We start from the raw sequence: 24,391 nt of genomic DNA on the forward strand, positions 1-24,391 counted from the left end.
CATCCTGTAACAAAACAATAACAACGAGCGGAGGGCACCGAGGTGATCGAGCCGTTGGTTTTGCTACCCGGATTGATGTGCGATGCACGGTTGTTTCAGGCGCAGATCACCGCGCTGTCGCGTGAACGTGCAGTTATGGTCGCACCGATCACCGGCGGTGAACGGTTCGAAGAAATCGCGCCGGGCTTGCTGGATCAACTGCCGCACCGGTTTGCTTTGTGCGGGTTTGGTCTGGGTGGTGGCGTCGCGCTTGAGATCGTGCGGCGAGCACCTGAGAGGGTGACACGACTGGCCTTGCTGGCGACGGATGCGCAGGCCGACACACCTCATATCGCGGCGAGTCGCGAAGACCTGATCGTTGGCGCGCAGGCGGGGAGGTTGGACGAAGTGATGCGCAAGCTGATCGGCTCGGACATGTTGTCTCCCGGTCCGCAACGCATCCCGATTTTGAACGAAGTGTTGCAGATGGCCGAGGAATTGGGCTCGGATGTGTTTGTGCGTCAGATAAGAACCCTGCAACGCCGTCCGGACCAACAAGGCACGCTGCGCCGGATCAGGATGCCCACGCTGATCATTTGCGGTGCCCATGATGCGGAGAATCCGGTCCGCAAGAATACCTTCATGGCTGATCTCATTCCGGATGCAGAGTTGCGCGTGATTGATGAGGCCGGGCACTATCCGACACTGGAAGCACCCGAATCCGTGATTGCGATGCTGCAGGATTGGCTCCGGAAACCACTGCGGCTGACCTAGTCGTAGAAAACCGCGCGCTGGTTCTTGGTCAGAACAGTTGGTTGCACCACCGGCCGACCGGTTTCAGAGTCAAAGAATGGCGTTTTCTTCCAGCTCCCGAACAGACGCGATTTTAGTACGCGTTTAAGCAGACCCATAGCGGCATAGCGGATTTTCTCATGAGACTGCTTGCCGTCAGCCCTTGGCACAAATCCACGCGTAGTAATGGGACCCAAACTGCCGGGGTGGGGAATACGTTTGACGATAAAACCCGCGAACGGAAATTTTGGAGTTGTCGGCGTCGTGGCCAGCGGCGCGTTGCAGCATCTGGCATACCATCGCAACATGCCCTTGGGGCTAAGTTGCATAGCTGCCAAGTGCTCGACCCCTGCATCGATCTTAATGTCTTCCGGTGACATCTGAAACACCTCGACTGGGTCGGGCGCAGGGTCGGGCTGTTCAAAATACAGCTGAGCCGCGCGGCAGTCATGGCAAAAACACACGACATGAGTGCCGGATACGACGCCGTGTTCAGTAATGCGCCCCGAAAGGGCGCCGCAATTGCAACGGAAAGGAAGGTCTCCTGCCGCTGCGCGGCTCATGCAACTTTGTTGCTATTGGCGGCTCGTTGACGGGGTTTGCGGCTGTTTTCATTCATGAAATCAATCACTAGCGGACGGATGTTGTCGCGCCAGCTGCGGCCCGCAAAAATGCCATAGTGACCCGCGCCGGGTTCAACATGGCTGGCCTTTTTGCTGTCGGGCAGACCCGTGCATAAATCCAGCGCCGCAATGCATTGCCCGGGGGCTGAGATATCGTCATTCGTGCCTTCGACCGATTTCACAGCCACATCAGTGATCTTGCCGATATCTACCTTGTGGCCGGCTACAACGAACTCGTTGCGCGCGATCTCACGGTTTTTGAAGACACGTTCAACGGTCGAAAGATAGAACTCGGCAGTCATGTCCATCACCGCCAGATATTCGTCATAGAACCGGTTATGGGCATCGTGGTCGGATGCCTCGTCACGAATAACGCGCTGGATCTGATCCGAGAACGCCTTGCTGTGACGTTCGGCATTCATTGACATGAACGAAGCCAGTTGTAGCAAGCCGGGATACACCATCCGGCCTACGCCCTTGTATTTGAAGCCAACCCGCTGGATCATCGTTTCTTCCAACTGACCCATCGTTACACGGCGACCAAAATCCGTAACCTCGGTCGGAGTTGCGTCGGGGTCGACGGGACCGCCGATCAGGGTCAGGGTACTTGGCTGCGCCTTCGGCTCGACCTCGGCCAGATAGGCGGTTGCGGCCAGAGTCAGCGGTGCGGGCTGACAAACCGCAATAACATGCGTATCGGGGCCGAGCTCTTTCATAAAATCGACAAGGTAGAGCGTGTAATCCTCTACATCGAACTTGCCTTCGGACACGGGAATGTCGCGCGCGTTATGCCAATCGGTAATGTAGACCTCACAATTGACAAGCAGGCTTTTGACGGTCGAGCGGAGCAGGGTCGCGTAATGCCCCGACATCGGCGCAACCAGCAGCACCTTGCGTGGCTGTTCTTTGCGTCCATTAACGCGGAAATGGATCAGGTCGCCGAAAGGACGCTCAAGCACGGTTGTGATATCGACCAGATGGTCCTTGCCGTCTTCGCAGGTAAAGGTGCGGATGCCCCAATCAGGCTTGACGACCATACGCTGAAATGTGCGCTCGGTTACTTCGCCCCAAGCGGCCATCCAGTTGAAGGCCGGGTTGGGTGTCATCGAGAACAGGGGGTAGGATGCCATCGCGCTTGCGGTTGCACCAAGCCATTGGTTGGTGTTACGCATGGTTTCCATCAGGTCATAGGTCATCATGTAGCGCATCGAATGTGCCTCCTGAGTATCAGCCTGAGAATTCGGACCATTCGCCGCTTTGCCCCCCGACGCCAACGACGTTATTCTGCACAGCAGCGAGACTAGGGGGGAATTGTTAAAATGACAACTACCGAAGACCAGACGCCAAAACTGACCGAAGAACATATTGAACGACTTAAAGAAAATATGGACAAAGTAGAAGAACTGTCCAAACGCCTGGTCGAGGTCATGGCCGGAAAAACGCCGCACACCCCCGCTCTGGATGGCCCGAATCAAGAGCTTTTTGCAAAAGCAGCAACTGCGTATTGGGCTGAAGCGTTTCAAAACCCCACAAAGCTGTTGGAGCAGCAAATTGAGTATTGGGGAAAATCGGTTCTCAACTTTGCGGAAGCGCAGAAAGCGATGACCCAAAGCGACGGGGATGTACCCCCAGCCGCTACCAAAGATAAACGGTTTGCCAATCCAATGTGGGAAACCAACCCCTACTTTCGCCTCATTCGCCAGCAGTACCAAACCAATGCCGAAGCGATCGCGCAGGCCGTCGCATCGGTTGACGATCTGGAAACCAAGGATAAACAGCGTCTGCAGTACTTCTCGCAACAGATCATAGATATGATGGCGCCAACGAATTTTCTGGCCACCAACCCCGATGCGCTGGAAAAGGCCATCGAGACCGAAGGGCAGTCCCTGATACAGGGGCTGGAGAACCTCGTGTCGGACCTTGAGGCCAATGACGGCGAAATGGTTGTCAGGCTGGCTGACGAAAGTGCCTTTGAGATTGGCGGGAATATTGCAACTACACCCGGCGACGTCGTCTATCGCAACCGAATGATGGAACTGATCCAGTATAAACCGGTGACCGAGACGGTGCACGAAACGCCGATCGTTCTGTTCCCGCCATGGATCAACAAGTTCTATATCTTGGACCTGAAGGCTCAGAACAGCCTGATTAAATGGGTGACCGAGCAGGGCTATACCCTGTTTGTGGTCAGCTGGGTGAATGCCGATAGTTCACACGCCGATATTGGGATGGAGGACTATATCCAGGAAGGGTTCCTGACCGCCATCGAAGAGGCGAAGAAAATCTGCAAGGTTAAGCAGGTCAATGCAGTTGGGTATTGCATCGCCGGTACGACGCTGAGCCTGACGCTTTCGCTGATGAAGCAGCGCGGCGACAAGTCGATCAAATCTGCCACTTTCTTCACCACCCTGACAGACTTTGGTGAGCAGGGGGAGTTCACGCCGTTCCTGCAAAATGACTTTGTGGATGGCATCGAAGAACAGGTCTCGAAGGATGGTATTCTAAAGGCATGGATCATCGGGCGAACGATGTCTTTCCTGCGATCCAGAGATCTCATCTATACGCCGGCGATCCGCAGCTACATGATGGGTGAAACACCGCCAGCGTTTGACCTGTTGTACTGGAACGGCGACGGGGCCAACCTGCCAGGTCGGATGGCGATCCAGTATCTGCGCGGTTTGTGTCAGAGCAACGATTTCGTCAACGACGGGTTCGAATTGCTTGGCCATAAGCTGCATATCAAGGATGTCGATGTGCCTTTGATGGCGATCACCTGCGAGACGGATCATATTGCCGCATGGAAGGATTGCTATCGCGGGGTGCAGCAGATGGGCGCGAAGTCGAAGACCTTTGTGGTGTCCGAGTCCGGCCACATCGCGGGCATCGTAAATCCGCCCAGTAAGAAAAAATATGGCCATTACACCAATCCTGAGCTGAAGTGTGATGCCGATACATGGCTGAAAGAGGCTGACTTCCACGAAGGTTCGTGGTGGCCGATGTGGGAAGCGTGGTTAAAGAAGCGATCAGGCAAGCAGGTTCCCGCGCGCGATACCGGCGATTCGGATCATCCACGCCTTTGCCCGGCTCCAGGTACCTATGTTTTGGTCAAGGCAAACTGCTGATATCATTTTGAAACTCAAAAATTTCTGCATTGCAGCAAGAAAAAACTTGCAATGCTGCGATGCAGCAATCATATTGCCTTCAAGCTGATGAGAACCGGGGTGGGCCCGGAACGGCTAGAAGGATTTAGGACAATGGCAAAGACCCAAGACTTTACCGCGACCCTGAAAGACATGATGGGCGCGTTCCCGGTTGACACAACCGCTCTGGAAGACGCATTCAAATCGACCGCTTCTCTGAACGAAAAGCTGTCGGGTGTTGCTCTGGACGCAGCTGAGAAATCGGCTGAAATCTCGAACAAATGGACCAAGGAAACCCTGGCCAAACTGACCGAGATGTCGAAAGCAAAAACCGAGCCTGCGGATTACGCAAAAGCTGCAACCGATTTCGCAAGCGCGTCGGCTGAAGTTGCTGCCGAAAACCTGGCTGCTTTCGCTGAGATCGCGAAAAAAGTTCAGACCGAAACCGTTGAGCTGCTGATGGCAGCTGGCAAAGACGCTGCAGAAGATGCAACCGCAGCCGTCAAAAAAGCCACCAACGAGGTAACTGCTGCAGCCAAGAAAGCAGCAACTGCCAAGTAAGGTAATTCTGCGACGCAGCACCCATTCCTCCCAAGCGGTGTGATCGCATCAGGGCGGGTCTTAGGACCTGCCCTTTCTTTTTGTTCTGCAGTCGCATAACCTCTGCTGCAACGCATCATCCTTGGGGAGGGTACAGGGTGTCGGAACAAGACAAACCGCTGCTGATCAAGCGCTATGCCAGCCGTCGGCTGTATAACACCGAGACCAGCGATTACGTGACGCTTGAAGATATAGCCGGTTTCATACGCGATGGCCGCGAGGTTCAGATCATCGACCTGAAAACCGGTGATGACCTGACCCGTCAGTATCTGCTTCAAATCATTGCCGAACACGAAAGCCGCGGCGAAAATGTTTTGCCGATTAATGTGCTGAACGATCTGGTGCGCAGCTACATGGTGCCGGGCGGGGGCATGATGCCGCAATTCCTGCAAAGCTCGTTCGACATGCTGCGCGAGAGCCAGTCCAAGATGATGGAAAACATGAACGCCATGAACCCAATGTCCCAGATGCCGGGGTTCGAGGCGATGCAGGCGCAGCAAAAGGCCTTTCTAAAAGCCATGACCGGTGGTCTGTCGGGAAACTGGTCGGGGCCGGATGATGAACAAGAAACATCGCCCGAACCCAAAGAGGATTTGGACGACATCAAAAAGCAACTTGCCGAGCTGCAGCAAAAACTATCGAAGCTGAGCTAGCCTGACCGATGCGCTGGCTGTCTGTTCTGGGCGCGTTGATCTGGGCCCAGACTGCACAGGCCCAAGGCCAGTTTACATCCGTGTGGGAACCTATCTGCACAATGGGTCGGGATACGGCTGCGGGCTGCGACGAGATTCGCGCGCGCGAAATTCTGGATGCAACGACCCCGCCCTGGCGCGCCATTGGCCGGGTCAATTTTGCCAGCCGCAGTCAGCGGTCCCATTGTACAGGCGTGCTGGTGTCTGAGCGGCTGGTTTTGACCGCGGCACATTGCTTGTACAACAGCGCGCGCAACCGCTGGATTCCTCCGGCCAGTATCCGGTTTGCCGCAGGGTATCAGCGCGGCGAGGCTGCCGCCGTGTCCACTGTATTGGCCTATCGGCTGGATTCGGAACAGGGGCGCGACGGTGTATTCAACAATCGCGCCGATCTGGATTGGGCCGTGTTGGAGTTGGCCGAGCCAATTGGAGAGCAGGTTGGTTTTTTCGATATTTCCCGGACTGTCCCGCAGATGGGCTCGTTCGTGGGCTATCCCGGATTGCGGCCTCACGTGCTCAGTCGCACCGATAGCTGTAATGCCGCACAGGCCGGCCAAGGGCTGATGCGCGCGATCTGCCCCGTCATGATGGGGGATTCCGGTGCACCGTTTCTGACGCAAACAGAAACCGGGCTCGCCGTTGCCGGGATTTTGTCACGCGTCGCGCCAACCCCCGACGGGATCGACGCATTGTTACTTTCAGTTAACGACCTTGATCTGCAATAGAACTGACGATCAGGTCCCGTAGACTGGCACCGGGCCGACAACCTCGCCAACAGAAGCCAGCAGGATGTCCGAGATTACGTCCAGTTCATCGCGCGTCAAACGCACGGGCAGACGTACATCGCAGGCCTTCATCAGCATCGCACGGGTCTGTGGCAGTTCGAACTGTTCGGGTAGGAACTGCCAGTTCCAGAAGGCACGAGCGTTATCCTGACTCAGGCCAAAGACCTGCACCTTGACACCGCGTGCCTCGGCTGCGGCGGCAAAGGCGCGGATTTCATCGTCGCTGAGGTCAACCAGATTGAATTGGATCGAATCTGGTGCGCGCTGCTCGGGTGTCAGGGGGGCAGGGACATCGATGTAGGGCGATGTGTTCAGACGATCAGCCACATAGTCATGGTTTGCCAGCCCGTCGCGGACACGGCGGGCCAGTTCGGGGATTTGTGGGCGAATGACTGCGGCGCTGAGGTTGCTCATGCGCAGGTTATACAGTGGCAACTGGTTCTGCCATTTGGCAAAGGCCTGTTCCAGCTCTGGTGAGCCAGAGTGCTTTTTCCAGTTGTGTTCGTATGCGCCCGACATGATAACAGCGCGCGCCACAAGATCCGCATCGTCGCTGACCAGAATGCCACCTTCGCCTGCGTTGATCATTTTATAGGACTGGAACGAGAAGCAGCCGACCTTACCGATGGTGCCAATATTGCGCCCATGCCAGGTTGTGCCCAATGAGTGGGCGGCGTCTTCGATCACCGGGATATCGCGCGCTTCACACAGCTCCATGATCGCGTCCATGTCCGAGGTATGGCCGCGCATATGGCTGATGATCACTGCCTGCACGCTGTCCAGCTTGGCCGTGAAATCGGCCATATCGACGCGATAATTGTCCCCGACCTCGCACAGAACCGGAATGCAATCCGCGTGCACGATTGAAGACGGCACGGCGGCAAAGGTAAATCCGGGGATCAGAACCCGCGCATCGCGGGGCAGCCCAAGCGCCTTGAGCGACAAAAACAGCGCGGCAGAACAGGAAGAGACCGCCAGCGCGTATTTTGTGCCGAGCAGTTCGGCAAACTCTGCCTCCAGGAGAGCAACGGGCGCATCCTGAGGTGCGGTATAGCGAAACAGATCGCCTGACTTCATCAGGGCGTCGATTGCGTCTCGGGCGGCTGCGGGGATGGGTTCGGCTTCATGAACGTTGGGTACAAGCGTCATATTTGGATTTCCCGAATTTTATCTTTGGGAAATATAAATTCGATATGCAGGCAAGCCAAGTCCCAATTCGCATCGTCAGCGAGATTTCACCAATTCGTCGTAAAGAATGTGTTCAGATACCCAGCCTGTCACGCAGCGCATACCAAGTCATGGCCAGTATCAGCAACGGCGTCCGCAAAGCAGGACCACCCGGGAAGGGCACTGCAGGAACGCGGGCCATGGTATCGAACCCCTCAGCCTGCCCCTGGATCGCCAACGCCATGAGTTGCCCCGCATGGGTCGCGGTGCCGACGCCGTGGCCAGAATAACCCGAGGCGGACAGGATATTTGGCGCAACCCGGGTCAAATAGGGCATGCGCCGCATGGTGATGCCCAGCGTTCCGCCCCATGCGTAGTCGATTTTGACGTCACGCAGATGCGGGAAAATCTCGGTCATCGGCTTGCGGACTTTTGCGGCGATGTCCTCGGGGAAACGATAACCATAACTTTCGCCACCCCCAAACAGCAGCCTGCCATCGGCGCTCAGCCGGAAATAGTCTATCACGAACTTGGTGTCAGCAACGGCGATATCTTTGGCTAAAACTTTTTGCACTTCAGCGCCCAAAGGTTCGGTTGCCGCGATGAAATTGTTGATTGGCATCACGCGCGATGCAACTTGCCGGTTCAGATCTCCGAGGTATCCGTTGCAGGCCAGAATAACGTGATCGGCAGTGATCGTGCCCTTTTCAGTGCGTACAGTAACACGAGCGCCCTGATCGATGCCAAGAACTTCGGTGTCTTCATGCAGTCTTAACCCGGCTCTGACAGCGGCACGCGCAAGGCCGAGGGCGTAGTTCAACGGGTGTAGGTGCGCGGCACCATTGTCCAGATACCCACCCGCATAGGCTGGTGAGGGGCAAAGCCCGCGCGCGGCATCGGCATCTAAAGTTTCGATTTGGTCGTATTTGTATTTACCCGACAGATGCGCCGCGTGATCATGTAGCTCTGCGCGCTCCGAGTTGTTAAAGCCCAGAACCGCAATGCCGGGCTTCAGGTCGCAATCGATCTGATGTTTTGAGATCAGAGATTTGACCAGATCCTTGGCTTCTTCGGCCAGATCCCAAAGCTTTAACGCGTCTTCATCGCCAACAAGCCGTTCAAGATCCTCTTGATCCAAACGCTGCGCGCTGCCCAGTTGGCCTCCGTTGCGACCCGAAGCCCCAAAGCCCGCGCGATGAGCTTCCAGCAGGACAACATCGAACCCAGCCTCAGCCAGGTGCAATGCTGCCGAAAGGCCCGTATATCCGCCCCCGACAATACAGACGTCTGCGGAATGGTCGCCTTCAAGCGCCGGGTAGCGGTCGAAGGCGTGCGCCGTCGCGGCATACCAGCTTGGCGGGTACTCCGCCTTGCGGTCATTAGAATACAGCAGGTTCATCGCGTCTTTGCCCTAGACGTTCATCAGCAGATGCTCGCGTTCCCACGGGGAAATGACCTGCAGGAACTCTTCGTACTCAGCACGTTTGACGATGCCGTAGACACGGGCGAACTCGGGACCCAGAACTTCGTGCAGGGCAGTGGCTTCATCAAACAGATCCAGAGCTTCACCCATGATCTGAGGGATGTCGCCGTCGCCTTCATAGGCGTCGCCATAGAATTGGCGGCGTGGGCGTTCTTGCTGAGTCAGGCCCAAATAGCCACAGGCCAACGACAATGCGATACCAAGATAAGGGTTGCAGTCCATGCCTGCGATGCGGTTTTCGACCCGGCGCGCCTCGGGGCCGGACAGAGGTACGCGAATGCCAGTTGTGCGATTGTCGCGTGCCCACTCCAGATTAATCGGGGCCGCATGGTCTTTGACGTAACGGCGATAAGAATTCACATACGGTGCCATCACCGCCAGCCCTGCAGGCAGGTGGTTCTGCAAACCGGCGATGAAGTGATAAAACGCATCCGTCTCGCCACCTTGTGGACCGGAGAAGATGTTCTGTCCCGTTTCTTTTTCGATGATCGAGTGATGGATGTGCATGGCCGAGCCCGGCTCATCCTCGATCGGTTTCGCCATGAATGTCGCAAAGCAGTTGTGACGCAACGCGGCTTCGCGGATCAGACGTTTGAAGTAGAATACCTCATCGGCCAGTTTTACAGGATCGCCATGACGCAGATTGATCTCTAATTGACCGGCTCCGCCTTCTTGCGTGATCCCGTCGATTTCAAACCCCTGAAATTCGGCAAAGTCGTAGATGTCGTCGATCACCGGCCCGAATTCATCGACCGCTGTCATCGAATAAGCCTGCCGCGCCGCCGCAGGTCGGCCCGAGCGGCCCATCATCGGCTTGATCCCTTGCGCGGGATCTACATTCGGCGCGACAAGAAAAAATTCCATCTCGGGGGCGACAACCGGCTTCCAACCTTTGTCGTGATACATCTTCACAACGCGTTTGAGCACATTGCGGGGGCTGAAAGGGATCGGCTCGCCATCTCGGTCGAACGCGTCGTGAATCACCTGCAAGGTCCAGTCGCCCGTCCAAGGAGCGGCCGACGCAGTTGAGAAGTCGGGTTTCAGGATCATGTCCCGCTCAATGAAACCGTCCTCACCTGCAGCTTCGCCCCAATCCCCTGTGATGGTCTGGTAGAAAATGCTGTCGGGTAGGTGAAAATAGGATTGCTTGGCAAACTTTGACGCCGGGACCGCCTTGCCGCGGGCGATGCCGGGCAGGTCAGAGATGATGCATTCAACCTCATCCAGCCGTTTGCCTTCAAAGTAGGTGCGCGCCGCCTCAGGCAGCTGATCTGTCCAGTCGGCCATCAGGCCCTCGCTTTCTTTAGGAACTCTGCCATGTGGTGGCCGATTTTGGCATTATCATCCGGGGCGTCTTTCCGGTTCGCTGCCGCCTGCATCAACGCATCGGGAACCACGCCTTTGCCTCGGGTCTCCATCAAGCCCTGTATGAAGTCATTTCCATATTCAGGATGGGCCTGCACGGTCCAGATCGTATCGCCATAGGTGACCATGGCGTTTTGGCAAAAGTCATTCGTACCGGTGACCACCGCTCCTGCGGGCAGTTTGGTCACTTGATCCTGATGCCAAGCATTCAAGGTGACGGTCTGATCGCCAAAGCTGTATTCCGTGCGTCCTACAGCCCAGCCACCATCAAACTTTTCCACTTTTCCACCAAGCGCTTGCGCGATGATCTGATGTCCAAAGCAGACACCAATCAAGGGGTTCCCTGTCTTCCGAATATCCCGGATCAGCTGTTCAAGCGGGGGAATCCAAACGTGATCTTCGTATGCGCCATGACGAGATCCGGTGATGATCCACCCGTCGGCCTGATGCGCGTCTTCCGGAAACTCACCATCGACCACTGCGTATGTTTGGAATTCAAAGCCGTTCCCACCCAGTAATGCGCGAAACATGCCATCATATTCCCCGAATTGTTCATGCAATTCATCGGGTGGGTGGCCGGTTACAAGGATGCCGATTTTCATAGTTCACCAAATTTGATCAAATTTATTCTAACGGAGCGAAGCGAGCTGGGCAAGAGGTTCAAACGCTCTCAAGATAGCTGAGCCAGTGCTCGTCAGGAGGGTGGGACGCGAATCGTGCAATTTCCTGCCGTTTGGTCATCACCAGGTTGCGGATCAGATCGTCCGGGAAAATGCGCGCAACTACCGGGTCAGTTTCGAAAGCAGAGATGGCCGACGGCCAGTCGGCTGCTAGTTGCGGCAGATCGGTCAACTCATAGGCATTGCCCGAAATCGGGCTGGGCGGTCGCAGGCCATCCTCGATCCCAACCATTGCCGCGCCCAGAACTGCGGCCAGCATGAGATAGGGGTTGATGTCACCGCCAGCAACGCGATGTTCGATCCGTCGGGCGGCAGGGGCACCACCCGGAATGCGCAGGGCTGCCGTGCGGTTTTCATAGGCCCAGCTTGCTCCGGTGGGTGCGTGGGCACCAGGCACCAGGCGCGTGTAAGAATTGCCATGGGGAGCGAAGATCAGCGTAGAGCCGGGCATCGCGGTTAGACATCCAGCAACCGCCGAGCGCAGTTCATCGGTTCCCTCGGCCTCTCCGTCATCGAAGACATTGCGTCCATCGACATCGACGATCGAGAAATGCACATGCATTCCGTTGCCCGCATCCTCGGCATAGGGCTTGGACATGAAGGTTGCTGTGAAGCCATGCTTGCGGGCCATGCCACGCGCCAAGGTCTTGAAAAGCCACGTATCATCGGCGCAGCGCATGGCGTCCTGATGGTTCAGATTGATCTCGAACTGACCGATCCCGCTTTCAGATATTGCAGTCTGAGCAGGAATACCCATAGCGGCGCAACCATCATAGAGGTAGGTGAAGAACGCATCAAACGCGTCCATTTCGGCCATCGACAGAACGGCTTCGTCCCGCAGCCTGCGGCGCGTGACCGGGTTGATCGGAGGCTGCGGTTGGTCGCCTGAGGCGTCAAGCAGAGTGAACTCGAGTTCGGTGGCGGCGATGACCGACCAGCCCCGTTCGGAAAATCGATCTAGAACCGCAGAAAGCGCGTGTCTCGGATCGCCCGCAAAAGGCGTGCCGTCATCGTGGTACAGGCACATGGGCACCAGCGCGGTGGGTGTATCAAGCCAGGGCATGGGAACCGGACCACGCCCGGTGGGGCGCAACACACCATCTGCATCACCGCTTTCGAAGACAAGCGGGCTGCCTTCGATATCAGCGCCCCAGAGATCGACATTGAGCGCAGAGAACGGCATGCGCACGGCGCCTTTGTCCAACTTGGCACCGTATGAGGGCGGCACGCGTTTGCCACGCATCTGACCGTTGAGGTCACAGGCGGCGACGCGGAATGTATGCAGGGCGCTCAGGTCCATTGGGGGCTCCGTGGTCTAGTCACGAGAGGTTTAAATCAGGATTAGCGTCTTGTCACGAAATTTGATCAAATTACGAACAGGCGTCGCTTGCGGTGGGGCGCGAAGTTGAAAATCAACCGACTTGTACAGTGGTCGAGACCGCTGTCTTCCGAGTTGTACAACATTCAAGTGCCCGATTGTGCCGGGCGTAGCGATACCTATAGTCTCAGATATGTTCATCTTTCTTACCATAGTGTTACTGATCGCAGGCGGGGTCGGCTATTACGTCTGGTCCAAGAGACAGGCCCGCGCGGCGCTGTTGGCGACGCGTCTGACCTCGGATCAACAGGACATCATTGATCAGCAAGTTCCCATCATCCGGCGGCTGCCCGCTGGGCTGCGCAGCCACTTGGATGGCAAGGTGAACCTGTTTCTGGATCAAGTGAGCTTCTACGGCTGCGACGGGTTGGAAGTGACTGAGGAGATGGAGCTGTCGATTGCGGCGCAGGCCTGTTTGCTCGTGATCAATAGCGACATTTGGTATGACAATCTGACGACCATTCTGATCTATCCCAATGCGTTCAAGTCAAAGCAGCAGCGGCGCTCGGGCTATGTCGTGTCCGAGAAAGAGATCGTGCGGACCGGGGAAAGCTGGGATCGCGGGCCGGTCATTTTATCATGGGCACACAGCCAGCAGGGCGCTCTGGATGATCGCGACGGGCAGAACGTAGTGCTGCATGAATTTGCGCATCAGATCGATGATCTGTCCGGGGGCACAAATGGCGTGCCGATCCTGAGTGAAGGACAGACATTTGCCGAGTGGGAAAAGGTGTTCCTGACCGCCTATGACGCGCATGTGCATGCGGTTGAAAGCGGGCGGCGGACAGTCATCGATCCGTATGGCGCGACCGGCCATGAAGAGTTCTTTGCCGTCTCGGTCGAAGTGTTCTTTGAGCGCCCGAAAGCGCTGAAGCACGAGGTGCCTGAGGTCTATGAGCAGCTTTCGAAACTGTTCCGGCTGAACCCGGTGGAGTGGGCTTAGCGCGCCAGATTCAGACGGAAGCGCATTTTGGCTTTCCGCTCGGCAGGTAGGTGGCGGTTCAGGCGTTTGTTGACCCTTCCGAAGACCCAGACAATGACCAGCGTCAGCAGGATGAAATAGAACGCCAGAATCGGGTAGGGGATGAACGGGTTGAATGTCTTATCCGCAAAATAGCTGGCATAATACAGCGCATCGCCCCGCTGCTGCCATGCCGGGAAGGCAGAGAAAAAGACCAGTGTGGTGGACTGGAAGACAAAGATCGCTTCGTTCGTATAGGCGGGCCACGCCAGCCGCAGCATGGTGGGCCAGATGATCCGACGGAAGCGGGACCAGCCCGACATGCCATAGGCATCCGCCGCCTCAATATCACCCTTGGGGATCGAACGCAGCGCGCCATAGAAGATCTCACCCGAATAGGCGGACGTATTCAGGAACAGCACGATCAGCGCCCCCAGCCAGGCTGAGGTGAAGGCGTCGAACATCGGATAGGGCTTCTTCAGCGACAGGAAGAAGAAATAGGCGAAGAAGAACTGGATGAACAGCGGCGAGCCGCGGAACAAAAAGATGAACCACTCGCACGGTTTGCGCAGCCATTTGTTCGACGAGGCTTTGCCGACTGCCAATGCGGTCGCGAGGAAGAACCCCGTGACCATCGCCATGATCCCAAAATAGATATTCCAGATCATGCCCGAGCCGATCAGCGTAAAATGCTCGCACAGGGTAAAATCGGTCTTAGGCAGCAGCCGTTCGCCGATGCCGATGGAGCGGAGGCCATAGTCCTGAATGGTCTGGATGCAGCTCATGCGGTGGTCTCCTTGCGCAGAAGCTCTCCGCCCGCGGTGGCCTGACCGTGGGACAGGCGGCGCATCAACCTCTCAAGCCCGATTTCCGAGACGCGGGTCATACCGAGGTAGAAGATCAGCAGGGCGAGGAAGTACCACATGCGCCAGTCGCCATGGGGGTAGTCGGTGAAGCGCGAGGTCTTGGTGCCACCCAGTTCGCGCGCCCAATAAACGATATCCTCGATCCCCAGCAGGAACAGCAGTGGCGTGGCCTTGATCAGCACCATCCACAGGTTCGACAGGCCGGGCAGGGCGTAGACCCACATTTGCGGCACGAGGATGCGCCAGAAAGTCTGACGGCGGGTCATACCATAGGCCTCGGCCGTTTCGAGCTGGGCGCGGGGTACGGCGCGCATGCCGCCGAACAGCACGTTGGCCGCGAAAGCGCCGAAAACGATCGAAAAGGTGATGACCGCAAGGAAGAAGCCATAGGTTTCATGTACCCATTCGGGCGCGGTGCCCAGCGGCAACTTGGCGGCCTGACAGACGATGAAGTCATTGCCTTGCCGCACCGGGTCGGTCCAGTCCGGGCAGAGCACTTTGTGGCGCAGCCATTCGAATCCCTGATCCAGGGCAATGACGAAGAACAGGAAGAAGGCGATATCAGGTACGCCACGCACGATGGCGATATAGGCTTTGCCCAGCCAGCTGAGTGGTGGGAAATGCGACCGTGCGGCCATGGCGCCGAAAAAGCCAAAGCTCAGGGCGACCGGGGCGGTGACGGCAAGCAGGCCCAGCACCTTGAGGAAAGAAAGGTAGAACGACCAGTGGACGCCATTGGTCAGATAGCACGAGAACCAGCGGAACGTGCCCAGCGTGTCAGGATCAGCGCAGTAGGAGAACATAAGGCGTCTTTCGAACGTCTGGCCGGTCATCTGGCCTGGCGGGTCCGGCGCGCGGACGCGCCGGACGATTGGACGGAGGGCTTAGTTGGTTACAACCGAGCCGTCGCTGTTATAGGTCGGAACGCCTTCGCCGAACCATTTCACGATCAACTCGTTCAGCGAGCCGTCTGCTTTCATCGAGGTGATGGCTTCGTCGAACTTGCCGCGCAGTTCCGCATCGGATTCGCGGATGCCCAGGCCGATGCCACCGCCCAGCGGTACGTCATCGCCTACAAAGACCAACTCGCCGCCCGATTCTTCGACGATCGGCACCAAGAAGTCCTTGTCGGCGAAGACAGCGTCAGCCTCGCCGTTACGAACAGCTGCGATGGTTTCTTCGGGGGTTGCAAACTCGACCAGAGTTGCGCCGGAATCCGCGACGTGACCGGCCTGAATGGTGGCGGTCTGAGCTGCAATGATGCCACCGGCCAGATCAACACCGTCCGATGCGCCAGCATAGGCCGATGCGGCAGGCGGGAAATAGTTCTGGGTGAAGTCGATAACCTCATCACGCTCGTCAGTGATCGACATGCCCGCGATGATGGTGTCGTAGTTGCCCGAAACCAGGTTCGGAATGATCGAATCCCAGTCGTTCTTGACCCACTCGCATTCCAGACCGGCGCGCTTGCACAGCTCATCGCCTACATCACGCTCGAACCCGTCGATTTCACCCGCGTCGTTGATGAAGTTATACGGAGGGTAGGCACCCTCGGTGCCCATACGCACGGTGTCGGCCATGGCGATACCGGCGGTCAGCGCCAGTGCTGCAGTGGTCAGAATCAGGTTTTTCATTGTTACTCCCCTTATTGGTTCTGTCCGTTGATTATGCCGCCTGAGTGGCGGAGAGAAAGCCCTGAAGCCGTTGGGATTCAGGGGTAGTGAAAATATCTTCGGGTGTGCCTTCTTCTTCGATCAGGCCTTGATGCAGAAACACGACGTGGCTGGAAATATCTGCCGCCATCTTCATGTCGTGGGTGACGATGATCATGGTGCGGCCTTCGGCGGCCAGATCCTTGATCACCTTGATCACTTCCTGTTCCAGTTCAGGATCGAGCGCCGAGGTCGGTTCGTCGAACAGCAGCGCCTGAGGTTCCATACACAGCCCACGCGCGATGGCGGCACGCTGTTGCTGGCCACCCGACAATTGCGCCGGGTAGACGTCGCATTTGTCACCGATACCGACCTTTTCCAGATATTTGCGCGCGCTGTCCTCGACCTCGGCCTTGTCGCGGCCCATGACAGTGACCGGAGCCTCCATCACATTCTGCAGGATGGTCATATGGGCCCACAGATTGAACTGCTGGAACACCATCGACAGATTTGTGCGGATGCGCAGCACCTGCTTGGGATCGGCGGGACGGCGATGATTGTGGCTGCCAGTCCAACGGACGGGCTCGCCTTTGAACAGAATCTCGCCCTCTTGGCTGTCTTCCAACAGATTGCAGCAGCGCAGCAGGGTAGACTTCCCCGAACCGGATGATCCAATCAGCGACACGACGTCGCCGCGATGCGCGGTGATGTCCACGCCCTTGAGCACCTCGAGTTGGCCAAAGCTTTTGTGCAGGTTCTTGATCTCAATGACGGGAGCGGCGTCTGTCACGGGCAGTCCAGATATGATTGGTGTTGGTGCGGTAATAGGGCTGAAAAATCGGGCTAATGCAATGCGCAATTGACAAGTTCACGCAGCGAAATTGCCAAATCGGGCGGTCGCGCTGTCTAAACTGTCAGTTTGGTGGGCGCATTCTGTGACTCGATGCACCATTATCGACAGGTCAGCCAGATCAATCTCTTGATTGCGGCCCAGAGATTCAGGTCACAGGATTCCGGATCAACCGAGGTGATCCTCAGCGAAACCAAATTTATTGAACTGGCTTGATCCAATCACCAAAACTGTTTGAATTTGGGAATAATTCGTTTTGAGTTAAAGATTGAAATATACGAATTCAATTCACGTAAGGGGCTTCTTGTGATCGCGCTATTATTTGCATTGTTCGCCGGCACGATGGTGCTGGCATACTTTAAGCTGGTCAGAATTTCATACGCATTGTTCGTGCTGACGCTTTTGGCGAGTGCCTACTGGCTGAAGTTTCACGCCACGACCCCCTTAACGATTCAACTGTGAGGTCGTCCAATGTCACCTGAATTTGCTCGTAACATGAATGCGATTGGTGCACTGGCGGTTTGCCTGGTTCTGGTGCTTGCCTTCTACTTTCAGCTTGTCCTTTACGAACTGCCCTGTCCGTTATGTTTGCTCCAACGCGTGGGATTCGTGGCCGTTGGGTTCGGGCTTGCTCTGAACCTGTTATGGGGTACGCGCGCCAGAAACTATGGCATCGTGCTGGTGGCAGCGATATTTGGGATCAGCGTTTCGATCCGCCAGATCCTGCTGCATATCGTGCCCGGAACAGGGCACTACGGCTCCCCGGTTCTGGGCCTACACTTCTATACCTGGGCGGGAGTTGCCTTTGGTTTGATCATCCTTGGCACCGCAATCATGCTGGTATTCGAGAAGCAGTATGATCTTGCCTCGGACGTTCGGGCAACCGAACGCTTCGGAGGAAGTACATTGGCCAAAACAGCGTTTTTCCTGATTTTGGCATTGGCCGTCGCGAACGCTGGTTCGGCGCTTTTGGAGTGTGGGCCTGGCATCTGTGACGATCCACCGACGGACTACAAGTTTCTGAATGAGCTTGAAGGCAGCGATTCATAGCGCTGACAACGCCCAAAGGCTTGCCGGTTGATCAGACCTTCGCCGCCTTTTGTCTTGCAAGCGCCGAATCCACATCGCTCACGCCGAGCAGGCTGACGACAAGGCGTAGCAGAGAATCCTCTTCACCGCTGCGGTGCCCATCCGCCAGTGCGACCGACCACATGGCCTGCACAACGGCCAGGCGGTCGTCATAGGCGATCGCCTCTTTGATGGCGCGAGTAAAGCGGACGGTGTCGGGCGCCTCGGCTTCAAGGTCTTCGGCTCGGGCGCGCAGGGCTGCGGCCTCAAATGGCGACAGGCCGTAGCGTTCGGCCGAGATGCGGTCGATTCGGGCCATTTCGGTATCGGCATAGTCGTTGTCGGACCGAGCGATACGCACCAACAGGGCGGTGAGGGCCAGACGGGCATCATCTTCGACAAGCGGGTCGGGCTGCGGCTGCGTGAGCCGGGACAGGAAATCACTGAACATAAGCGTTTATATAGAGATAGCCTAGGTCGCTTCCAAGCGGCTTTGTATCCGCTCGCGTGCCGCTTTGCTGTCGTTGAAGCTGAGGCCCATGGCAATGCGGGCTTCTTCGACGATCTTGACCTCGCCCTCGTCCGAGTTGCCATCGGCCAGCACGACCTCCCACAGGGCGTCAAGCGCGGCCAAGCGTTCCTGAAGATCGGTGGTTTCGCGGATCAGTTTGCCGAATGTATCTGTTTCCGGAGCAGCTGCGTGCAATTTTTCGCAGGTGGCGCGGACCTTGGCGGCCTCGATCGCATTGTGCTGGTAAAGTCGCGCAAGAATGCGGTCGATCAGGCTGATCTCTTCCAGCTTGTAGTCGCGGTCGGCCTGCGCGACACGTACCAGCAATGCCCCCAGGGCCAGTTCGGCATCAGGATCGGGCAGTTTGTCATGTTGCGGCGGCCGAAAGGCCTGGAAGAATTTTTTCAACATATCGGCAGGATATTCCGTAATTCGAGGCGCGCCAAGCGGTGCTAGCCCTCATAGCCCTGAATAATCACAAGATCGCCGGTCGAAACCGGATCGCGCAAGGCCTTGGCGGCTTGATAGGCATCGCTTTCATAGCAGGCCAGCGCCTGTTCATAGCTGGGAAATTCGATGACAACTGTGCGGGCGCGAGCCTTGCCTTCAGGCTCGCTCCTCTCGCCGCCGCGTACAAGAAACTTGGCCCCGTAATCGGCGAATGGGGCCGCATTGGCAGCAATGTAAGATTTGTAGGTTTCAATGTCGTCTACATCGACATGGGCAACCCAGTATCCTTTGGCCACAAGGTGTCCTCCGCTGGTATCGGATGCAAGGTGCGGAGGAACAGGTTGAAATGCAATCCCCTAAAAGTGGATCATCCACCGGATTGCAGCGCGGCGCGTGCTGAATCCTGTAACCAAGCGGTCATTTGCCGATAGGGAACCGGGCCATAGCTGATCCGGGCCACGCCGAGTTTCGCCAGCGTCGGCGTGTCAGGCGTGCCGGGCAGGGCGATGATGTTGACCGGCAGGTCGGTGGCCGCGCAAAGCTGGCCGATCATGGATTCGTCTTTCAGGCCCGGCGCGAAGAACCCGCTGGCTCCGGCATCGGCGTAGGCTGCCGCGCGGGCCATGGCGTCATCCAGCTTCGCTTGATCATGCGCGTCCGGAGCGGCTTTGAGGAAGATGTCAGTGCGGGCGTTGATGAAGGCGGGAACACCGGCCACGTCACAGCTTTCGCGCATCGCAGCGACACGCGCTGCCTGTGTTTCAATGTCATAAAGATCTTTAGTTCCAACGACCTGATCTTCGAAGTTAAAGCCGATTACTCCGGTTTCCAGCGCGCGTTTGACATTGGCCGATATGCCAAAAGTATCCTCGGCATAAGCGCCTTCGAGGTCCATGGTGACCGGTATATCAACCGCCTCGACAATGCGGCGAGCGTTGTCTAACGCCAACTCAAACGGGATGTTCTGGCCGTCCGAAAACCCCTGCGCCATCGCGACCGGAGCACTGCCAGTCGCCAGCGCTTTGGCCCCTGCATCGCGTACAGCGACGGCGCTGCCGGGGTCCCAAATGTTATAGAGGATGACCGGATCACCCTTCTTGTGCAGGGCGGCAAATGTTTCTGCTTGGGTAATCTGATCGGTCATGGCCGGTCTCCTGTCGCTGCTATGGCGGTAGTTAACCGTGCAAACCGCCGGCGCGTAAAGATATTTCGCGCCGACTGGTACAAATCTGTTATCGGCCCGTGATCAGACCAGACGCGAGGTGTCTTTCGCGGCGCGCACGAATTCGCGGAACAGGGGGTGCGGGTCGAAGGGTTTGGATTTCAGTTCCGGGTGATACTGAACACCAATAAACCATGGGTGATCCGACCATTCGACGATTTCCGGCAGGCGACCATCCGGGGACATGCCCGAGAAATTCAGGCCTGCCTTTTCCAGTTTGTCGCGGTACTTGATGTCGACCTCGTAGCGGTGACGGTGGCGTTCCTCAATCTGGGTGCCGCCATAGACTTCCGCGACCTTCGAGCCTTCGGCCAGAACCGCATCATAGGCGCCCAAACGCATGGTGCCGCCCTTGTCGTCTCCGACTTTGCGTTCGACCTTGTGGTTGCCCTGCACCCATTCTTTCAGGTGGTAAACAACGGGTTCAAAACGCTTTTTGCCAGCCTCGTGGTCGAATTCCTCGGACCCGGCTTCGGTGATTCCCGCCGCGTTGCGTGCGGCTTCGATCACGGCCATCTGCATGCCCAGACAGATGCCCAGATAGGGCACTTTGTGTTCACGCGCATATTGAGCGGCCTTGATCTTGCCTTCTGTCCCACGCTCGCCAAAGCCGCCGGGGACGAGGATGGCGTGGAAGCCTTCCAGATGAGGTGCGGCGTCTTCGTTGTCAAACACCTCGGCATCGACCCACTCGATCTTGACGCGGACGCGGTTGGCCATGCCGCCATGGGTCAGGGCCTCGGCAATTGACTTGTAGGCATCTTCAAGCTGGGTGTATTTGCCGACGATGGCTACTTTCACTTCGCCTTCGGCGTTGTGGATGCGGTCGCTGACGTCTTCCCATTTGGCCAGATCGGGCTTGGGGGCCGGGCTGATCTGGAATGCGTCCAGAACCGCCTGATCCAGACCTTCACGGTGATAGGCCAGCGGGGCGTCGTAGATGGTGCTGAGGTCTTGTGCGGCAATCACGCTGTCAGGGCGGACGTTGCAGAACAGGGCCAGTTTTTCGCGTTCTTTGGTTGGAATCGGTCCCTCGGACCGGCAGACCAGAATGTCGGGGGCTAGACCGATCGAGCGCAACTCTTTCACCGAGTGCTGGGTCGGCTTGGTTTTCAACTCGCCCGAGGCTTTGATATAGGGCAGCAGCGTCAGGTGCATGAAGATACACTGACCGCGCGGCTTGTCCTGACTGAACTGGCGGATCGCTTCAAAGAAGGGCAGGCCCTCAATATCACCTACGGTGCCGCCGATTTCACAGAGCATGAAATCAACTTCATCCTCGCCAATCGCGATGAAATCCTTGATCTCATTCGTGACGTGCGGGATCACCTGAATGGTTTTGCCGAGGTAATCTCCACGGCGCTCTTTCTCCAGCACATTGGAATAAATCCGCCCCGAGCTGACCGAGTCGGTCTTACGTGCCGCCACACCGGTGAAGCGTTCGTAATGGCCAAGGTCCAGATCGGTTTCAGCGCCGTCATCGGTGACGAATACTTCGCCATGTTCGAAGGGCGACATGGTGCCCGGATCGACGTTTAGATAGGGGTCCAGCTTGCGCAGACGCACCGAGTATCCCCGGGCCTGCAACAGCGATCCCAACGCCGCCGAAGCCAGTCCTTTGCCCAAGGACGAAACCACACCACCAGTGATGAAAATAAAACGCGCCATGTTTTTCGGCTGCTCCCGTGAGACGTCATTATTAGCTGCCCGGCGGTTCGAAAAAACCGCTGCATCACGGGACTTCACGTATAAAGGATTCGCGCACATAGCGCAAGAGAACCGCAAGATGCTGTTGCAGTTCCCTTATGATTTTCTAGGTTTTGTGGCTTAGTCGGCCGCCTGCGGGATCAGCGGAGCATTGTCGCCTTGCGCCGGCGGCAACAATTCATCTGCCGATGGGACTGCCGGAGCGCTTTCCTCAGCCGGGGCCGGGGCAGGCACGCCCAAACGGTCAATCACCGAGCTGCCAGAAGATTTCTGGGCCGCCAGAATCGTCAGCGTGATCGAGGTGACGATAAAGCACGCGGCCAGGATCCATGTCAGCTTGCCCAACGCCGTTGCTGCCGCGCGGCCCGTCATGGCCCCGCCGCCACCGCCACCCATCCCAAGGCCGCCGCCTTCGGAACGTTGCATCAGCACAACGACAATCAGGCCCAAGGCCAGAAGAAGGTGGATGATGAGAACGACGTTTTCCATGGTGGTCCTGTACAGCGTGGCGTGTATCGCGTGGTACTTATGCAAGTTTGCCAGCGGGGGCAAGTCACGAGTTGGCATCACGTGCGGTGATGTTTCATATCACACCAAAGAGACTGGACAGAGCGCTGTTCTGTCGCGCAGGCTGCGCCTCATGCCACATGATGATCACGACCACCCGCACGCCCTGTTGCCTCCCGAACCCGCGCTGCGCGTCAAAGCGCTTGAGACGATTCTGACCCGCAAGGGTCTGATTGATCCTGCAGCGCTGGATGAAATCATCGATACTTATCAGAACAAGATAGGTCCACAGAACGGCGCGCATGTTGTTGCCAAGGCTTGGAGTGATCCCGATTTCAGAGCCGCGCTGCTGGCAGACGCCACATCAGTCGTGGCGGATCTGGGCTATTACGGTCGTCAGGGTGAGCATATGGTGGTCGTCGAGAACACGCCTGAACAGCACAACATGGTCGTCTGCACCTTGTGCAGCTGTTACCCGTGGCCGCTGCTAGGAATTCCACCGGGCTGGTACAAATCTGACGCTTACCGCGCCCGCGCCGTGCGAGAGCCGCGCAAGGTCCTGTCTGAGTTTGGCGTTACCTTGCCCGAAGGCACTTCGGTTCGCGTCTGGGATTCGACGGCCGAAATTCGTTACCTCGTCCTGCCGATGCGCCCAGAGAGCACAGAAGGATTGAACGCGGATGAACTGGCCGCGCTGGTCACCCGCGACAGCATGATCGGCACTGGGCTACCCAAGGTGCCGTCATGACGCGCGTACATGATATGGGAGGGCGCTTTGGTGATGGTCCGGTGAACCCGGAACCCGAAGACGCGCCGGTGTTTGCCGAAGACTGGCACGGTCGGGCGCTGGCGGTAACGCTCGCTGCGGGGTTTCTGGGGCAATGGAATATCGATGTCTCACGCCACGCGCGGGAAAGGTTGTCTCCTACGGACTACGCGCGGTTTTCTTACTATGAGAAATGGATGTCCGGTCTGGCTGATCTTCTGGTCGAAAAGGGTGTCCTGACGCTTGATGATTTGCGCGGTGTTGACGGGGATGGTGTTCATCCTCTGACTGAGCGTACCCTGAAGGCTGACGCCGTCGCAGGCGCTTTGGCCAAAGGTGGACCCGCAGATCGCCCGTCGAACGTCGAAGTTCGGTTTCAGGCTGGACAGGCCGTCCGAACCTTGGGCCAGAGCGCCAATCGACTGGTTGATGGCGGCCACACCCGGTTGCCGATCTATGCCGCGGGTGCAACGGGTCGCATCCTCAGGCTGCATGGCACTCATGTCCTGCCGGATTCCAACGCCCATGGGTTGGGTGAAGCCCCCGAGCCGCTATATGCGGTCGTGTTTCCCGCCTCAGAACTTTGGGCAAACCCCGAGCATCCGGCGGATGAAGTCGTGCTGGACCTCTGGCAGTCTTATTTGGAGCCCGCATGAGCGATTGTATCACTCACTCGGCCCCCGAGCCGGTTTTTGCCGAGCCCTGGCACGCGCAGGTTTTTGCGGTCACAGTGGCCTTGAACGAAGCGGGCCGGTTTGATTGGCCGGACTGGGCGGAACGGTTTTCCAATACTTTGAAACGGAACGGCCTCAAAAAAGATCTGGATGGTGGGGACGATTACTTTCACGCTTGGTTAGAGACCTTGGAGGCGCTGCTGGCTGAGCAGGGGGAAGCGCCCACTGATGATGTCCAGGATCTTCGCAATGCATGGGAAGAGGCTTACCTGACAACACCCCACGGTCATCCCGTACAATTGCGCTAAAAGCAGAGGGGGCGCTGCCCCCGCCGCCCGTCCGGGCGACTCCCCCGAGGTACTTTTGGCCAGATGAAGCAGGGGATCCGCTCTTCATCTGGCCAAAAACACCTCCGCCGGAGGCATCGCGCGCAGCACGATTTGTATCTGCGGCGAAATATCGGTTTCCCTGCC

General features: G+C 57.3%; 28 protein-coding genes. 11 read left to right on the forward strand and 17 right to left on the reverse strand.

The features are described from left to right. Window positions 1–42: 42 nt before the first annotated feature. Entirely contained in the window at window positions 43–753 is a 711-nt protein-coding gene (locus ACR0MP_RS13365; RefSeq protein ID WP_170393627.1) for an alpha/beta fold hydrolase, read from the forward strand. Here the strand turns inward: ACR0MP_RS13365 and ACR0MP_RS13370 are convergent. Beyond that, the gene (locus tag ACR0MP_RS13370; RefSeq protein WP_480886134.1) at window positions 750–1,334 is read right to left on the reverse strand and encodes a DUF6151 family protein; all 585 of its coding nucleotides are present in this window, start codon (window positions 1,332–1,334) and stop codon (window positions 750–752) included. The two genes, ACR0MP_RS13365 and ACR0MP_RS13370, sit on opposite strands and share 4 nt — an antisense overlap. Continuing rightward, window positions 1,331–2,602: a polyhydroxyalkanoate depolymerase gene (gene phaZ, locus ACR0MP_RS13375; RefSeq protein WP_170404873.1), complete on the reverse strand. Its 1,272-nt coding sequence runs from the start codon at window positions 2,600–2,602 to the stop codon at window positions 1,331–1,333. The genes ACR0MP_RS13370 and phaZ overlap by 4 nt, the downstream gene beginning before the upstream one ends. 111 nt (window positions 2,603–2,713) lie before the next feature. Between phaZ and ACR0MP_RS13380 the strand changes: the two genes are divergently transcribed. The 4 genes from ACR0MP_RS13380 (at window position 2,714) to ACR0MP_RS13395 (ending at window position 6,551) form a co-directional block, all read left to right on the forward strand. Next, window positions 2,714–4,516 carry a class I poly(R)-hydroxyalkanoic acid synthase gene (locus ACR0MP_RS13380; RefSeq protein WP_170404877.1) on the forward strand — a complete coding sequence of 601 codons (1,803 nt, stop codon included), beginning with the start codon at window positions 2,714–2,716 and terminating at the stop codon, window positions 4,514–4,516. Between the two features lie 132 nt (window positions 4,517–4,648). Continuing rightward, window positions 4,649–5,095 (forward strand): phasin family protein, encoded by a 447-nt coding sequence (locus ACR0MP_RS13385; protein ID WP_029621740.1) that lies wholly within the window; start codon window positions 4,649–4,651, stop codon window positions 5,093–5,095. A 137-nt stretch (window positions 5,096–5,232) separates the two neighbouring features. Continuing rightward, on the forward strand, window positions 5,233–5,787 hold the full coding sequence (gene phaR, locus ACR0MP_RS13390) for a polyhydroxyalkanoate synthesis repressor PhaR (protein ID WP_170404880.1): 555 nt from the start codon (window positions 5,233–5,235) through the stop codon (window positions 5,785–5,787). An 8-nt stretch (window positions 5,788–5,795) separates the two neighbouring features. Beyond that, complete coding sequence (locus ACR0MP_RS13395; RefSeq protein WP_170404883.1) at window positions 5,796–6,551, forward strand: trypsin-like serine protease; 756 nt, start codon at window positions 5,796–5,798, stop codon at window positions 6,549–6,551. 9 nt (window positions 6,552–6,560) lie between these two features. Here the strand turns inward: ACR0MP_RS13395 and ACR0MP_RS13400 are convergent, their stop codons facing one another. The 5 genes from ACR0MP_RS13400 to ACR0MP_RS13420 form a co-directional block, all read right to left on the reverse strand. Beyond that, window positions 6,561–7,760 carry an aminotransferase class I/II-fold pyridoxal phosphate-dependent enzyme gene (locus tag ACR0MP_RS13400; RefSeq protein WP_170404886.1) on the reverse strand — a complete coding sequence of 400 codons (1,200 nt, stop codon included), beginning with the start codon at window positions 7,758–7,760 and terminating at the stop codon, window positions 6,561–6,563. 112 nt (window positions 7,761–7,872) lie between these two features. Continuing rightward, window positions 7,873–9,177 carry an NAD(P)/FAD-dependent oxidoreductase gene (locus tag ACR0MP_RS13405; RefSeq protein WP_170735345.1) on the reverse strand — a complete coding sequence of 435 codons (1,305 nt, stop codon included), beginning with the start codon at window positions 9,175–9,177 and terminating at the stop codon, window positions 7,873–7,875. A 12-nt stretch (window positions 9,178–9,189) separates the two neighbouring features. Further along, window positions 9,190–10,548, reverse strand: coding sequence for a glutamine synthetase family protein (locus tag ACR0MP_RS13410; RefSeq protein ID WP_170393610.1), 1,359 nt, complete (start codon window positions 10,546–10,548; stop codon window positions 9,190–9,192). Further along, window positions 10,548–11,228 (reverse strand): type 1 glutamine amidotransferase, encoded by a 681-nt coding sequence (locus tag ACR0MP_RS13415; protein WP_170404894.1) that lies wholly within the window; start codon window positions 11,226–11,228, stop codon window positions 10,548–10,550. The genes ACR0MP_RS13410 and ACR0MP_RS13415 overlap by 1 nt, the downstream gene beginning before the upstream one ends. A 58-nt stretch (window positions 11,229–11,286) precedes the next feature. Further along, entirely contained in the window at window positions 11,287–12,606 is a 1,320-nt protein-coding gene (locus ACR0MP_RS13420) for a glutamine synthetase family protein (RefSeq protein WP_480886131.1), read from the reverse strand. A gap of 211 nt (window positions 12,607–12,817) precedes the next feature. Between ACR0MP_RS13420 and ACR0MP_RS13425 the strand changes: the two genes are divergently transcribed. After that, window positions 12,818–13,627, forward strand: coding sequence for a M90 family metallopeptidase (locus ACR0MP_RS13425; RefSeq protein ID WP_170735333.1), 810 nt, complete (start codon window positions 12,818–12,820; stop codon window positions 13,625–13,627). Here ACR0MP_RS13425 and ACR0MP_RS13430 read toward each other — a convergent pair. From ACR0MP_RS13430 to ACR0MP_RS13445, 4 genes are all read right to left on the reverse strand, one after another. Beyond that, window positions 13,624–14,430 (reverse strand): ABC transporter permease subunit, encoded by an 807-nt coding sequence (locus tag ACR0MP_RS13430; protein WP_170735331.1) that lies wholly within the window; start codon window positions 14,428–14,430, stop codon window positions 13,624–13,626. The two genes, ACR0MP_RS13425 and ACR0MP_RS13430, sit on opposite strands and share 4 nt — an antisense overlap. Next, on the reverse strand, window positions 14,427–15,314 hold the full coding sequence (locus tag ACR0MP_RS13435) for an ABC transporter permease subunit (protein ID WP_170735827.1): 888 nt from the start codon (window positions 15,312–15,314) through the stop codon (window positions 14,427–14,429). The genes ACR0MP_RS13430 and ACR0MP_RS13435 overlap by 4 nt, the downstream gene beginning before the upstream one ends. 81 nt (window positions 15,315–15,395) lie before the next feature. Next, complete coding sequence (locus ACR0MP_RS13440) at window positions 15,396–16,145, reverse strand: transporter substrate-binding domain-containing protein (protein ID WP_170735326.1); 750 nt, start codon at window positions 16,143–16,145, stop codon at window positions 15,396–15,398. 31 nt (window positions 16,146–16,176) lie between these two features. Beyond that, window positions 16,177–16,953 carry an ATP-binding cassette domain-containing protein gene (locus ACR0MP_RS13445; RefSeq protein ID WP_170735323.1) on the reverse strand — a complete coding sequence of 259 codons (777 nt, stop codon included), beginning with the start codon at window positions 16,951–16,953 and terminating at the stop codon, window positions 16,177–16,179. 366 nt (window positions 16,954–17,319) lie between these two features. Between ACR0MP_RS13445 and ACR0MP_RS13450 the strand changes: the two genes are divergently transcribed. Together ACR0MP_RS13450 and ACR0MP_RS13455 are read left to right on the forward strand one after the other, a co-directional pair. Continuing rightward, window positions 17,320–17,475 (forward strand): DUF5993 family protein, encoded by a 156-nt coding sequence (locus tag ACR0MP_RS13450; RefSeq protein WP_223118239.1) that lies wholly within the window; start codon window positions 17,320–17,322, stop codon window positions 17,473–17,475. Window positions 17,476–17,484: 9 nt separating this feature from the next. After that, window positions 17,485–18,063 (forward strand): disulfide bond formation protein B, encoded by a 579-nt coding sequence (locus tag ACR0MP_RS13455; RefSeq protein ID WP_170393594.1) that lies wholly within the window; start codon window positions 17,485–17,487, stop codon window positions 18,061–18,063. A 31-nt stretch (window positions 18,064–18,094) separates the two neighbouring features. On the opposite strand, the gene ACR0MP_RS13460 is transcribed toward ACR0MP_RS13455, so the two are convergent. The 6 genes from ACR0MP_RS13460 to secG form a co-directional block, all read right to left on the reverse strand. Continuing rightward, the gene (locus tag ACR0MP_RS13460; RefSeq protein WP_170393592.1) at window positions 18,095–18,532 is read right to left on the reverse strand and encodes a tellurite resistance TerB family protein; all 438 of its coding nucleotides are present in this window, start codon (window positions 18,530–18,532) and stop codon (window positions 18,095–18,097) included. A gap of 21 nt (window positions 18,533–18,553) precedes the next feature. After that, window positions 18,554–19,003 (reverse strand): tellurite resistance TerB family protein, encoded by a 450-nt coding sequence (locus tag ACR0MP_RS13465; protein ID WP_170393590.1) that lies wholly within the window; start codon window positions 19,001–19,003, stop codon window positions 18,554–18,556. Window positions 19,004–19,044: 41 nt separating this feature from the next. After that, on the reverse strand, window positions 19,045–19,338 hold the full coding sequence (locus tag ACR0MP_RS13470) for a DUF1330 domain-containing protein (RefSeq protein ID WP_170393588.1): 294 nt from the start codon (window positions 19,336–19,338) through the stop codon (window positions 19,045–19,047). 71 nt (window positions 19,339–19,409) lie between these two features. Continuing rightward, window positions 19,410–20,186 carry an isocitrate lyase/PEP mutase family protein gene (locus ACR0MP_RS13475; protein WP_170404903.1) on the reverse strand — a complete coding sequence of 259 codons (777 nt, stop codon included), beginning with the start codon at window positions 20,184–20,186 and terminating at the stop codon, window positions 19,410–19,412. Between the two features lie 102 nt (window positions 20,187–20,288). Next, entirely contained in the window at window positions 20,289–21,932 is a 1,644-nt protein-coding gene (locus ACR0MP_RS13480) for a CTP synthase (protein WP_170393584.1), read from the reverse strand. A gap of 159 nt (window positions 21,933–22,091) precedes the next feature. Next, window positions 22,092–22,460 (reverse strand): preprotein translocase subunit SecG, encoded by a 369-nt coding sequence (secG, locus tag ACR0MP_RS13485; RefSeq protein ID WP_010439184.1) that lies wholly within the window; start codon window positions 22,458–22,460, stop codon window positions 22,092–22,094. 151 nt (window positions 22,461–22,611) lie between these two features. Here secG and nthA point away from each other — a divergent pair, with 151 nt between their 5' ends. The 3 genes from nthA to ACR0MP_RS13500 are packed head-to-tail and all read left to right on the forward strand — an operon-like array spanning window position 22,612 to window position 24,226. Then, the gene (nthA, locus tag ACR0MP_RS13490; RefSeq protein ID WP_170404906.1) at window positions 22,612–23,226 is read left to right on the forward strand and encodes a nitrile hydratase subunit alpha; all 615 of its coding nucleotides are present in this window, start codon (window positions 22,612–22,614) and stop codon (window positions 23,224–23,226) included. Further along, window positions 23,223–23,900: a nitrile hydratase subunit beta gene (gene nthB / locus ACR0MP_RS13495; RefSeq protein ID WP_170596043.1), complete on the forward strand. Its 678-nt coding sequence runs from the start codon at window positions 23,223–23,225 to the stop codon at window positions 23,898–23,900. The genes nthA and nthB overlap by 4 nt, the downstream gene beginning before the upstream one ends. Next, entirely contained in the window at window positions 23,897–24,226 is a 330-nt protein-coding gene (locus tag ACR0MP_RS13500) for a nitrile hydratase accessory protein (protein WP_170404914.1), read from the forward strand. Before nthB ends, ACR0MP_RS13500 begins: the two co-directional genes overlap by 4 nt. Window positions 24,227–24,391: the final 165 nt, after the last annotated feature.

Source organism: Ruegeria sp. K3, from assembly GCF_056531845.1.